The 12,843-nt window shown below is 51.5% G+C and carries 8 protein-coding genes; 1 reads left to right on the top strand and 7 read right to left on the bottom strand.

Annotation, left to right across the window (positions count from 1 at the left end):
- Nucleotides 1-137: 137 nt before the first annotated feature.
- The 4 genes from ACFRAM_RS22485 to allC form a co-directional block, all read right to left on the bottom strand.
- Entirely contained in the window at nucleotides 138-1,451 is a 1,314-nt protein-coding gene (locus ACFRAM_RS22485; RefSeq protein WP_379468258.1) for an amidase, read from the bottom strand.
- 39 nt (nucleotides 1,452-1,490) lie between these two features.
- Nucleotides 1,491-2,873 (bottom strand): uracil/xanthine transporter, encoded by a 1,383-nt coding sequence (locus ACFRAM_RS22490; RefSeq protein WP_379468260.1) that lies wholly within the window; start codon nucleotides 2,871-2,873, stop codon nucleotides 1,491-1,493.
- 77 nt (nucleotides 2,874-2,950) lie between these two features.
- Nucleotides 2,951-4,189 carry a pyridoxal-phosphate-dependent aminotransferase family protein gene (locus ACFRAM_RS22495; protein WP_379468262.1) on the bottom strand — a complete coding sequence of 413 codons (1,239 nt, stop codon included), beginning with the start codon at nucleotides 4,187-4,189 and terminating at the stop codon, nucleotides 2,951-2,953.
- A 36-nt stretch (nucleotides 4,190-4,225) separates the two neighbouring features.
- Nucleotides 4,226-5,497 carry an allantoate deiminase gene (gene allC / locus ACFRAM_RS22500; protein ID WP_379468264.1) on the bottom strand — a complete coding sequence of 424 codons (1,272 nt, stop codon included), beginning with the start codon at nucleotides 5,495-5,497 and terminating at the stop codon, nucleotides 4,226-4,228.
- A 223-nt stretch (nucleotides 5,498-5,720) separates the two neighbouring features.
- Between allC and ACFRAM_RS22505 the strand changes: the two genes are divergently transcribed.
- Nucleotides 5,721-7,352 (top strand): PucR family transcriptional regulator, encoded by a 1,632-nt coding sequence (locus ACFRAM_RS22505; protein WP_379468266.1) that lies wholly within the window; start codon nucleotides 5,721-5,723, stop codon nucleotides 7,350-7,352.
- A gap of 116 nt (nucleotides 7,353-7,468) precedes the next feature.
- Here ACFRAM_RS22505 and ACFRAM_RS22510 read toward each other — a convergent pair whose 3' ends face one another.
- From ACFRAM_RS22510 to ACFRAM_RS22520, 3 genes are read right to left on the bottom strand one after another with little or no spacing between them, the layout of a single operon-like run.
- Nucleotides 7,469-9,979, bottom strand: coding sequence for a glycoside hydrolase family 38 N-terminal domain-containing protein (locus ACFRAM_RS22510; RefSeq protein WP_379468270.1), 2,511 nt, complete (start codon nucleotides 9,977-9,979; stop codon nucleotides 7,469-7,471).
- A gap of 18 nt (nucleotides 9,980-9,997) precedes the next feature.
- On the bottom strand, nucleotides 9,998-10,966 hold the full coding sequence (locus ACFRAM_RS22515; protein WP_379468272.1) for an ROK family protein: 969 nt from the start codon (nucleotides 10,964-10,966) through the stop codon (nucleotides 9,998-10,000).
- Nucleotides 10,966-12,837 (bottom strand): class I mannose-6-phosphate isomerase, encoded by a 1,872-nt coding sequence (locus ACFRAM_RS22520; RefSeq protein ID WP_379468274.1) that lies wholly within the window; start codon nucleotides 12,835-12,837, stop codon nucleotides 10,966-10,968. Before ACFRAM_RS22520 ends, ACFRAM_RS22515 begins: the two co-directional genes overlap by 1 nt.
- Nucleotides 12,838-12,843: the final 6 nt, after the last annotated feature.

A 12,843-nucleotide genomic window follows, 5' to 3' on the forward strand; every position in this document is an offset into this window, starting at 1 on the left:
ATCACATGTTATGTTATATTTATAACGATAGCGGTTATAGACATGTCGGAAACCAAGCTTCAACTGCACAAAAAAACTGCCGGCATACACTCGGCAGTTACTTAATTCAAAAGATATGAAGATATTAATACCCTCATCTATTCAGCAGTGGACACTCTTATATCACCATACCTTGCCGCCACCCAATGCAGCAGCGCCCGATCCCGGCCCGGCGCGGCAACGAATGACACCCCGATTGGCAGACCGTCCTCACGCCACACTGGAACTGTTAATTGTGGCAGCCCTGCCAGACCCGCTATGCACGATAGTTGCATGACTTTTGCACGATATACCTCAGCTTCCTCCCCTTGGAGCCCACGCAGCGGAGCGACACCTGGCGCAGTCGGCAGTACCAACAGCCCATCGACTCCTAGCAGACTCGACAGTTCTGCACGCAACACCGTTCGCAGTTCCTGCGCCCAAGTGACATCCGCTTCCCGCAGCGTACTTGTCCACTTCAGCCGCTCTGCAATTCCCGATCCGAAGACAGGCTGATGCCGCGTTACCCACGTCCCATGCTCCCGCCATATCTCCATTCCTTGCAGCAGACGAAAAGCTTGCGACCACAAAATCAGCCCCTGACCAAGCGAGGCATACTCCTCAGGCACTGAGTAAAGAGATTGCTCCATCCACACCTTCCACACTTGGTCAGTCAGATGAACAGGTGCCAAAGGCAAGGGATAATCCCCCTGCAGCTTGCCCACATGTGCCAGCAACTTGTCCCGATCTGCCGCCTCCGGCACGGCCCATATCTCTTCATCCATATAGATCTTATGAAATGAAGTGACAGCTGGGTCACTCTCGTCAGCCAACAATACTTCGCCAACCTCAACGATCCATTGCAATTTCCGACTCATCCAGCCCACGGTATCAAAACTGTGCGCCAGCGGAATCACCCCATCCAGCGATACCATGCCATGTGTTGGACGAAAACCGTACACCCCGCAATAGGATGAGGGAATCCGCACCGATCCACCTGTGTCAGTGCCGATTGCAAATTCAATATCATCAGCTGCCGCCGCAACTGCTGAACCACTGGAGGAGCCGCCAGGGATTCTCATTGAATCCGCCGGGTTGATCGGCGTGCCGTAGTGGGCATTTTCTCCGTTCAAGCTGTACATCAGTTCGTCGGTATGTGTCATGCCATCAAGTGCAGCACCCGCCGCCAGCAATCGCCGAACAACCTCCGCATGGCGGGGCGCCGCTTCATGGGTGCGCAGCCAGTCCGGATTGCCCGCTGCATTCGTATGCCCCGCAACCGCGACGACATCCTTGAGCGCGAAGCGTGCACCATTTAATCTACCCTCGCCAGTCGGTGGCACAATAACATTCGGCGCAATATAGGCTTGATAAGCTTGCCGTTCTATCTTACTGCTTGTCTGGTTAGTACGATGATGTTGATCAGAGCTCATCCGGCGCACCTCCTTGGTTAAAATCATCTTTCACTGCTCTCATGATGCTAATCGTTCCGGACGATGCGGAATCAGCTCCATCAGCAGCGCCAGCAGAATTCCGACAAGCAGGCCATTACCGAGTAACGGTCGCAGTAATGCAGGGAGTGAGACAAAGGTCGTCGCAGGCAACCCCATCAGGATCACTCCTACGAAAAGCGGTATACCCGCTGCATACAGATTGACCGAATCCTCCATTCTGACTTGCCGGAAATAATTAAGCGATGAAAATAACAGTCGCACATACGTCACCAGCAACACTGCGCTTCCTATACTCAGCGGTAACAATGTCATCCAGTCACTCACCACCGGAATCAATCCGACGATCATAAAGAGCAGCGCCCCCAGTACAAACGGCAACCGCTCCCTAATGCGTGTCTGTTGAAGAAAGCCGATGGATGACACATAAGGTGCATAAGGGACCGTCCCCAGTACACCGGACAACACTGTAAGTACACCGCTAATTGTAAACGAGCGCCGATACGTTTTGTCGTCTGCTTCCTGTTCATAGATGTCATCAGTTCCCTTGATCGCCCCGAACGTATTGGATGTATTCACCAGTCCTGCAATTACCGCGATCAGTATCACACCAATATCTAGCCCGCCCCAGCTCTGTGGCACACCTACCGGAAACAACCAGTGCCCTATACCTCCCCCTTCACTTGTCACGCTTGCTGGTACTGATTGTGTGACCCCAGTCAACTCATGATCCGCTCCAAATAACACGGCATACACTGCCCAGCCCGCCACGATTCCGATCAGCAGCGCATAAGGAGCCACTCTGCGTCCGCCCTTGATGACAATCCAGATTGTCAATAAGGCTACCGCCGATGCTAAACCGAATACTGCCGGATGAAGCACCCGCTGCGCCTCGGACATGCCTGGAGATATGCCCATCATTCCTTCGAGGAAGATCAAGTTCAGACGACAACCGAGCAGAAACATAAATACCGCCATCACCCGAGCCGTGAACAGCCGAGCCAGCCAGGCTCCCCAGCCTGTAACGCCAAGCAAAATCGTCATGACTCCCGACAGCACTACGCCCACTGCCAGACTCGCTCCAACCTCCTGCAGACTTCGTCCGATGGAAGGTGCAGCCGCGCACAGTCCGAGAATCACTCCCCACCACAACCCCGACTGACCTTCCATTATCGCCCTGCGATGTCCGATTGCCGCCTGCATTACACTAGCAATGCCTGTCAGTACAAACGAGATTTGAACCAGCATCTCTACCTGGGTATGCCCTAATCGAAATGCTGCTCCGACCGTAATCGGGATCACAACTGTATTCGTAAATAAAAAGAAAAACCACTGCAAACCAGCAGCCCAACGCAAAGCCCCAAGCCACTGTTTATTCGCGACATTGCTACGCTTCCCACTCACCGACTGACCTCCCTCTAAACCCAAAGACCTCAGTCTATTCAAACTCAGTGCCCCGAAAAACACATGACACTCTTACATCAGTTTGCAGCCTGCTCCACTCCATACGCATCAAGCGCCGCCTGCATTCCACGTCCGATCTCAATCTTCGCCTGATGTCTAATCAATACAGCTTCCAGTGCAGACAGCACAAACAATACATTTTCCTTACGACAGCTGTAGCCCATCGTGCCGATCCGCCAGATTTGACCATGCAGCGGACCAAACGAACTAGCGATCTCAATTCCGAACTGTTCCAGTAGCATCTGCCGCACCGATTCTCCATTGATGGCCGCCGGAATTTTTACACAAGTCACCATTGGCGCTTTCCACGGCACATCATTGAACAGCTCCAGGCCCATACCACGAATTCCCGCCATCAACGCCCGTTCATGCAGACGATGCCGCTCGAATCTCGCTTCCAGCCCTTCCTCCAGCACGATCCGTACACCTTCACGAAGCGCATACAGCATCGAGGTCGCTTCCGTATGGTGATTCAATCTACGTGGTCCCCAGTAATCCTGAAGCTGACTGAGGTCAAAATAATTACTTCGAATCGGCACACGCACCTCAAGGCGATCCTGCTCCTGCGCGACACCGCGCTCAACCTTTTTGCGCGTCAACAGCAGCTTCTCAATCACTTCGTTATACGTAATAGGTGCCATTCCGGACGGGACGGACAGACATTTTTGCGTACCGCCGATCACAGCATCAAGCTGCCACTCATCCACCTTGACCGGCGTTCCACCCAGCGTCGCTACCGCATCAACAACCGTCAATACCCCAAGTTCCCGGCACGCAGGACCAATCTGATCAAGCGGCTGCATACAACCCGTCGAAGTCTCGCCATGCACGATAGCCAACACCTTGGGCTGAATACGACGCACTTCTTCAATCACCGCCTGCTGGTCGAATACCTGCCCCCAAGGACACTCCATCAGATGCACAACCGCCCCGCAGCGCTCGGCGATCTCCGTAAGCAGATGCCCGAAACGGCCAAAGATCGGCACTAGCACCCTATCGCCTGGCTCGATCACGCTGCATAGCACCGCCTCCAGACCAGATCGCGATGTACCATCGATTGGGAATGCCCACTTATTGTTCGTTTGAAACACTTGCCGGAGCATGTCCATCGTCTCGTTCATCATCGCGGTAAACGCCGGGTCGAACTGCCCCAATATCGGCGTACTCATCGCACGCAGCACACGAGGATCTACCTCCACAGGCCCAGGTGTCATTATTGTCCGTAAGGGTGCTTGAATTTCCCGATAGTTCGTCATTTGGTCTGCCTCCTCAAATCCATATCATGATATACGTTAATACGCCAACTCATACAGCAGTTCAATTAACAAGCGAACCCCGCAGACCAGCTCATCTGTTCCAGTAAACTCACGTGGGGAATGACTAATCCCTAAATGACTGGGTACAAATAACAGCGAAGTTGGGCAATAGGTGCCGAACACTTGTGAATCATGCCCCGCACCACTCGTCATCCTACGATGGGAGATTCCCTGACGCGCCAGAATCATCTGCGCTTTGGAAGCCAGTGACTCTGACATCGCTACAGGGTCTTCATCCATCCATTTGTGATACGTAAGCGTTGTGCCTTGCGCCGCCGCGATCTTTTTCCACTCGATAAACAAGGCCTCACAGAACTGACGGATCACTTCAGCATCAGGGTGCCGCACATCAAGACTAAACGTCACTTCACGCGCAATAACATTGCCCACATTCGGATGAATCTCCATCCGTCCGACGGTAGCAACTAATCCATCCCCCTGTCGCTTCGCCCACTCACCCACTAGCCGAATCAATTCAGCAGCAGTCAGGAGCGCATCACGTCGCCACTCCATTGGGGTTGTACCCGCGTGATTGCTTTCCCCGCTTACCGTAACTTCATAACGACGTTGTCCAACGATGTGGCTGACAAGCCCGATGGATTGGCCTTCTCGCTCCAGCACCTCGCCCTGCTCAACATGCAGTTCGATAAAGCACTCCAGATCATCGCGACGCGGTGAAGGATGAATCCCCATCCCGAATCCTGCTTGCCCCATCGCTTCACGGAATGAGATTCCCTCAGCATCTGCGATCCCTTCGACCTGCTGCATGTCACGAATCCCAGTCATACTGCCAGAACCCCAATAAGTCATTGGAAAGCGACTACCCTCCTCCTCGCAAAGCGACACAACCTCAATGCTCCTGCGCGGTGTCCCGTAGTGCTCTTTTAGATAACGGACAGCGATAAAACTGGCAATAATCCCGTAAGCTCCATCATATTTACCACCATCGACAACCGTATCCAGATGTGAACCAGTAAGAATCACCCGACCGTCCTGTTCCGTGCCGGAAAGTCTTCCGAACAGATTTCCAACATCATCATAGCGCGGCATTAATCCGCCCTCTCGCATGCAATGCTCCAAGGCCGACTGAGCCGCTTGCCATGCGGGAGAATAGAGTGTTCGGGTCACACCATGATCCCCATGCTCCCCTTGACCACCATAAGTTGCGAGCCAGTCGATCATCTCACTCACCTGCTGATGCAGATCAGTAGGTGACGGGACCACCAACGGTTGTTGTTCGATCCTCATTTCGCATTCCCCCATTTTTCACTACATGCCCGTCTGCCTGTGTCTGTACCTTCACATCCCACTCTGTATTCATGTCAGATTTTATAACAAAATGTTGACTTGGCAAACTCATTGTCTTCATTGTAAAATAAATCAACCTAAAAAACATGCACGTAGGTGTAGAAGAACCGGTGTAATAATTGTACACAATAACTAATACAGAGAATTGTCAGGAGGCATTGTCATGAAACTAGAGGAATTGTTACACATCCCTGTTTTTAACGGAACGCAGATCGTCGCAGGGAACGCGGGGCTGGAACGCGAAGTACTGACGGTCAACATGATGGATGCCCCCGATATCATTACCTTTCTCAAGCCCAATGAACTGCTGATTACGACAGCCTTTCATTTCAAGGATGACTTGCCTTCATTACTGCTATTGATCGAGGAAATGGGGCGTCAGAACTGCTCGGGATTAGGAATCAAGACAAAACGCTTCCTTGGCACTCTGCCTTCTGTGCTGATCGAACGCGCAAACGAACTGGCTGTCCCCTTGCTGGAACTTCCAGTCGAACCATCGCTCGGTGACATTGTGAACAAGTCACTTAGCCATATTCTCGATGTACGTACACATGAGCTGCACAATGCAATGCAAGCTCACCGCCAATTCACCCATGATATAATGAAGGGCGAGGGTACGGTTAAAGTGCTGCTGGACCTGTCAAACTTGCTTAAAACTCCTGTCTTTCTGCTTGATCCTCACCTTCGTCTTCTTGCAGGGAAGCCACAGCGGCAGACCTTGACCGCAGAATTAGACCAACTGATGTCCGAACGATGTTTGGTATTATCGCCTCCTTCAACATTCTCCAGCTTTTCATTTCTAAAGGAAGAACGAAGTGTTCTGACTCTATTCCCTGTCTATACCTATCAGCAGCTCCACTATCTTGGTGTAGAGGCTGAACTGTCCTCCAAAGATCGCTCGACGATTCTGACCATTGAACAGGCTGCCAACGTTATCGCCTTCGATCTGATGAAAGAACAAGCGCTCAATCAGAACCGCCGTCGTATCCAGAATGAATTCTTTGGCAAATTCATCAACGGCTCTTTTTCCAGTGCAGACGAGATTATCAGCCGTGCGCGAGAGCTGGGACTGCCGGAGAGTCAACGCTATATTTGCGCAGTTGGACAACTTGATGGAGGAGACAAGTCTCTCAGTTTTATGCAGTACAAATCCGACCAAGATCGGATTGCCGATCATATAGTGTCCGAACTCCGAACCTTCCCCCAAACCATTCGCCTTTTCCTGCTCGACAAGCACTACGTCTTACTGATGCTGCTGACAGACGAATGGCGAGAGGTGGAAACGTCCTTCTTGCAGGGACTGTCGAGACTACAAGACCGGCTTCAGACGCATAATGAAGCTTCGCTGTCCTTTGGCGTAAGTAGTTACGCCCAGCAACTTATCCATATCCCGGTCTCGTACAAGGAAGCCAGCGAAGCACTCTATTTCGGTGGAATGGCGGGTCGCTGCCGCTTTGTCGAGTTGTATCAACCAAAAGAGGTGCCGGAAATTTTACGCCTGATCCCCTATGCTCATCTTAAGAAGTTCTATCTGGAGACGTTCCAAGCATTCATCGACGAGACGATTAAGGACCATCGCTTGCTGCTCCAGACACTCTCTGTCTATCTGGAGACTCACTGCCAGCTCGCCGAAACTGCAAAGCGCCTCTATATTCACCGCAATACGGTGATATACCGATTGGAAAAATGTGAGGAGCTGCTAGGGCGCAGCCTAAAGGACCCAGAGGAAACACTTCGCTTGCGGCTGGCGTTCCGGATTAAAGCATTGTTACCCGAGCATGAACTGAGGGAATGAACAGAAATGCTGATTGTAATGAAATTCAAGTCAACACGAAGAAACAGCGCTCCTCCAGAACGAACAGGAGAAAGCGCTGTTTCTTCGTGTGTTATGTGCAAGGTAAACTTGTTACCTCAGTCGCGGGACCGGGTTACAACGAATGGCTCAATAAGACCCTGCAGGGACGAGGCAATGCTAGCCGGAGGCATTTTATCACCTATAGCAACGTAATATTGGAACTCATAAAATCCGCCCAAGGTTGCTTTGAAATTCGTCTCCCAGTAGTTAGTCATGAGCCAGGCATAGGTTTCCGGACTAGCGTCAGGCTGCTGCTGGGTATGAACCTGTCTCGTGCCGTAATCTAGCGATCCCAATTGGATAAGCGGTGTATCTGGAGTCGCCAGCATCAGGGAACGCTCTTCATCCTGCCACGCGATACCTGCTTGTACGGCGGAGTAGTCCAGACAGCTTCCCGGAATTTGGTCTCTCCAAGGTCGTACGACCCCGCCGGGCTTATCCGCATATAAAGTCTCTTGCTTACTGTCCCCAGCGGTAAACGGCAGCGCAAGATACACATTTTCCGGATTCCAGACACTGTCCTTATGAAAGCGGACGGAGATATCTACACGGCTGATCTTGGCGTATACCTTAAGGAACAAGGAGAAATAGGAGATCCCCTGCAATTGGTAGCGAAGCTCCAGCGTAGCATATAGCGGACCGTTATCCAGCTCTTTGACAGAGGCAAGCCGGCCGATCGACCGCTGCACACCCAGGCCTTTACGGTTACGTCCCATGCGTGACCGAGTACCCCAGACCTCGGAGGCCTCTGATTCCGCAGCAGGAACAGTAACCTCATAAACCGGTGTAAAAGCACCATATTGTGCATCCGGCCGCAGCAATTCTTTTCCTGCCTCTTTATCGTACCATGAGGTAATGCCGCCTGTTTCCGACCATTTCAGAGAGAGGAACGGAGACTCCAGCCCATGCTGAGACCATGTGATTGGTGATGCAGCTACCCCTGCCGGCATAACCGGATAAATATCGACCATATCGTATACCCGGTCACTGCCGACAAGCTTCGTATTGGATACTGTTATCCCTGTGCTCGCAGACTTCTGCGGCAACGGACGCAAGGTCAGCATACAGGTCTGCAGTCCCTTCAGCGTCAGCTCTGTGATGATGATCTGCGGTTGGGATGATTGCATAGGCAATACTTCTCCAGTATCTTCACGGATGACCTCCACGCCACTGCGAAGCTCATCCGGCTCCCATCCCTCCAGCCTCAGCTGCACCAGCTCCGTGATTTCAAGCTCCGACGTATTCGTTACACGGAAGCGATATGGACGGCCAGAATATAATGTCGCTCCATTCTCAGCCAGCAGCACAGCATCCAGTGCACGATAAGCTAAACGGCTTGCTTCTGCAGCATGGGCCTGCTTGCGCACCTCCAGCATTTGTACATTTTTATGCCAGGGTTCATAAATGGAGGAATGATAGCCCCAGGTATGCTCTGCATACAGAACCAGTGCCTGCTCGACCGACTCCAGTTCTTGATCACTGACATGTTTCCGCTGCGGATCAAGCTTTTCTACCTTGCGGAGCGTGCGCTGCGCGTCACGGTAAATCTGGGTATGCATCGGTGTGGAGCTGACGCCATCTGTCCACCAATCCGGCCAATCTCCTGCATGAACTGGCAGCTCATCTAATCCTTCCTGCTTCAATCGCTCGAAAAATTGACTCAAGCTGACCATTTCAATGGAAATCTGCTCACCGTGCTGACGATTCCATTGCCCAATCCATTCAATGATTGCACTGTTCGGCGCTCCATTGTCCGTTGGCAGTCCAGATAGCATGACAGGCACGAACGGATACGGATACTGTTCCGCCTCCAATTGGGTGAGATAGCGATGAATACGGATATTAGCAATCTGATCGTGAATCTCCCCCGGCTCAACGAGCTTATGATTGAACTCGTCGCGGATCATATATTTGCCAAGCGCTCCCGGGCATAGCCCAAGCTCGTTGCCAAACATGTAGTGCTCGCCGTTCCATACCAAGAGCCGCTCGCCGCTAGGAGACTCCCACCAGAACGGAAGCTGCTTGCGCCCAAGCGGGTACATGCCGTGATGAGTATGAATGCAGCTGAATAAATGCTGGATACCATTTTGCAGCAGACTATCGGCATATCCCCAGCTGTAACCGTTAATATCTGCCGTCATCGCACTATCCACCTGATGTCCGATCGAACGGGCGTATGCTTGCGCTTTGCTATGAATTTTGCTTAGCAGACCGTAATCCGGCAGCTCGGTCATATTGAGGTATGTTCCGGATAATTCAATGTCGCCCCACAGAACGGCCTCGGCAAAATCCCGCTGCTCAGCAGCACTGGCCTGCTGCAAAAACTGCTCCACAGCCCAGAAGGTCTCACACGTCCAGCGGAATCCTTGCCAATCGGGGTTAGCCCCGCTATGAGCATCCTGGACAATACGCAGAGCCTGGCGAATGAAATCGACATGGTATTGTTCAATTTTCTCCTGCCGCTCGGTGTAGCCCAGATCCGTGTGAGAATGGTGAATCGCGTAAATTGTCCACTTACGTGCAGTCAGCGGAATAGAGCTCTGCTCTAATTGTTGTTGAAGGTTCATCCTGAGAACTCCTTTATGTTATGAATGGTGAAATAGTTGATGTATGCCATAGAACACTTGCCCCAGCACATCGTTCTCATAATAAAGCTCTGCCTGCTCCGGCTTCAGTGCGCTCAGCAAGCTGTCTGCAAATAAGTCTCGGCTTTTGGCAATTTGTCCGCCAAGAACAAGCTTGTCGGGCTGAAAGGCAGCTACATAAGGACGAAGCATGTGACCAAGCCGCTGGCCGTATATTTTCCATACCTGAATGGCGGAGGGATCACCTGATTGGGCAGCAACAGCCAGATTCTGTACACTATCATCGCTTGAACGAACCTGGAGGCTATCACCCAGCGACAAAATCCCTCTGCTGCCGAATACATCATCGATTCGTTCTCCGTCAAATTTCTCTTCATACAACATGCCCGTGGCCGGTACGCCTGATCTGCCGGTGACCACTTTCCGCTTCTCAATAAAGGTAGATCCAAGCCCCGTTCCCAGCGTCAGACATAGCATTTTGTCCTCCGGGAACAATCTGCTGACGCCAAGGGAGAACAGCACGGCATCATTGCCCAGTCGGATAGGGGCCGCAGCCAGCTCGGACAACCATGGCATTGATGAATTAAGCTCCGCACGCCGGGTTAATTCATCCCGCAGCAGTGCTTGCAAATTAAGGCCGTAAATGGATTCATATTTATTGAGCCCACGAATACGTGAAATACCTGACTCATATTCGAAAGGTCCCGGAAAGGCAAGTCCGATTACAAATCCGGCCGGATGTTCTTCGATACCTTGCTGCGCTCTATAGGCGGTTGACAGTTCCAGAATAAGATCTGCCAGACCGCCGACGATCTGTTCCGGGGTTCCATTTGAATGTGATGGCCGAATGAAAGGAAGCTCAGGCAGAAGAATGCCGTTCTTAAGGACACCCGCCTTCAAATACGTTCCTCCAGCATCGATTGCAATGGTCGTCATTAAGCCGGTCTGCAGTAAGACCCCAGGCTCCATTACGCTTCACCACCCTGCCAGTGATGAGGCAGCAGCGGAGTATGCCAATCTGGGGAAACCTGAGCAACGATTAAGCTGCATGTTGTGTCACCTATGGATTCAATCCGGAATTCCCCCACTGCGGCGGGAACAATGTAGGACTCCGCATATCCCCATTCCACAGCGGCTTCTTCATTGTTCAGCGGCGTAAGACGAACACGATTGCCTTCGACCAGATTGAACATGAGAAATTGACCGTTCGTATCGCCATGCCATTCGCCATTCAGCTTTAATCTTTTGACCTGGAACAGCAAGTCTTCACGCTCCCCCAGCAATTCTTCGCTACTACTGCCCTGTACGCGAGTAATGACAGGAGATGGCACCAGATGCTTATGAACATAACCCGTATCGAAGCTGTCATTCATATTGCGGCTTGCATGGTCGCGGTTAATAGGCCGCGGCAAGCCGTCTTTGTCCAGACGCAAGTGGTCGTAAATTTTGAAGGTAAACCACCAGGTGGTAGATGAGATTTCCAGCACGAGGTTGCCTCTGCCCGCGTAATGAACGGCTCCAGGTGGAATAAGGAACAAATCGCCTTTTTGAGCATCCAGCACGTTGACATACCGCCCTACTTCTAGCGGCTCTCGCGAGGCATGAGCGTTATCCACTGCTTCCAGCAACTGTTCTCCGGTTGTTCCTTCGGTAAAACCAAGGGCTACAAAGGGAGTTGTTCCTTCCTCTTGCTCCATGATGTAATAGGACTCCTGCTGGGTCATCCTTTCATTGAAGGTTTCCTCAATATAGGATTGGCGGGGATGAACCTGTAGAGATAGATTGTCGCCCCCAATCGTATCCAGATAATCAAAGCGGATCGGGAAATAATCTCCGAATAGCTGAACATTCCGCTCCCCTATAATTTGCTCTGGATGAGCAGACAACAGCAGCGGGAACGGTAGCTCCAGCGTATGACCGTAGGCTTCAATCAGCAGCGTATTTTCCGGTGCGATCGGCTCAAAGCTCCAGGCGCAGTTATCCCACTCCTCTGGCAATTGACAAAGCTTCTTCAAATACTGCCCGCCCCAAATGCCCGGAGCAAAGAAAGGTTTCACACGAATCGGCTGCTGTGCGGCGGCTTGCATGAGAGCACGCAGCAGCGGAAGCGTAAGAAACGTCGGCTGATCAGGATCATTCATATCCATGTAATAGTCAAAATCATTCAGATAGCGCTTACGGTATTGCTCCCATACCGGCCATTCCAGGAACAATGCTTGTTTATACGTCTCTACTGAATCTACACATTCCCCGAGTTGCAGCGAACCCATTCCTTGCCGGTGAAGGCGCTGTTGGTTCTCTCGTGAAATGTCACAAAATATAGATAGTGAGGCATCCGAAGAGAGGTAGCCTGCGCCTGGTCCATACGTAATAATCATCGTACGTGAACCAGTCCCCTCTAAGGATTCCAAGGATGGATGAAGCTTTTCGGCGACGTCATTCTGCCAATCAGCTTGCGCCTGCGCTCTGAAGTAATCTTTATAATCGATATCTGAAGCAATAAATCCAAAAGCGCGGTTATCGGTCAAATAACGGTCAAACGCCGATAATAGCTCTGCACTGCTTTTCATATACCGCGTACTATCCAGTTCAATATATGCAATGTTCTCTTGGCTACATAACGTTTGCAGTTGCTCAAGGATTGTCGTAAATAAAGCGCCATGGGTACCGTCAACGGCTAAATGATATGTTTTGGAATTGTGTTGGTTAAAATGGTCCTCTATTAGCCGAAGCCATGCCTCATAGCCCGTCCCGATATCGGACTGCACTTCCTCATGACATTGCAGCCTTACAGGATTAACCGGAACCGGATTAAAGGATCGAACTTTACTTACTTCCATTGCTGC

Source organism: Paenibacillus sp. NPDC056722 (genome assembly GCF_042790635.1).
GTDB lineage: Bacteria > Bacillota > Bacilli > Paenibacillales > Paenibacillaceae > Paenibacillus_AQ > Paenibacillus_AQ agri.

What these genes read in the sequence shown, in the direction of transcription:
- ACFRAM_RS22485 (WP_379468258.1), bottom strand. Translation starts at nt 1,451, where the DNA reads ATGAGCTCTGATCAACATCATCGTACTAACCAGACAAGCAGTAAGATA.
- ACFRAM_RS22495 (WP_379468262.1), bottom strand. Translation starts at nt 4,189, where the DNA reads ATGACGAACTATCGGGAAATTCAAGCACCCTTACGGACAATAATGACA.
- allC (WP_379468264.1), bottom strand. Translation starts at nt 5,497, where the DNA reads ATGAGGATCGAACAACAACCGTTGGTGGTCCCGTCACCTACTGATCTG.
- ACFRAM_RS22505 (WP_379468266.1), top strand. Translation starts at nt 5,721, where the DNA reads ATGAAACTAGAGGAATTGTTACACATCCCTGTTTTTAACGGAACGCAG.
- ACFRAM_RS22510 (WP_379468270.1), bottom strand. Translation starts at nt 9,979, where the DNA reads ATGAACCTTCAACAACAATTAGAGCAGAGCTCTATTCCGCTGACTGCA.
- ACFRAM_RS22515 (WP_379468272.1), bottom strand. Translation starts at nt 10,966, where the DNA reads ATGGAGCCTGGGGTCTTACTGCAGACCGGCTTAATGACGACCATTGCA.
- ACFRAM_RS22520 (WP_379468274.1), bottom strand. Translation starts at nt 12,837, where the DNA reads ATGGAAGTAAGTAAAGTTCGATCCTTTAATCCGGTTCCGGTTAATCCT.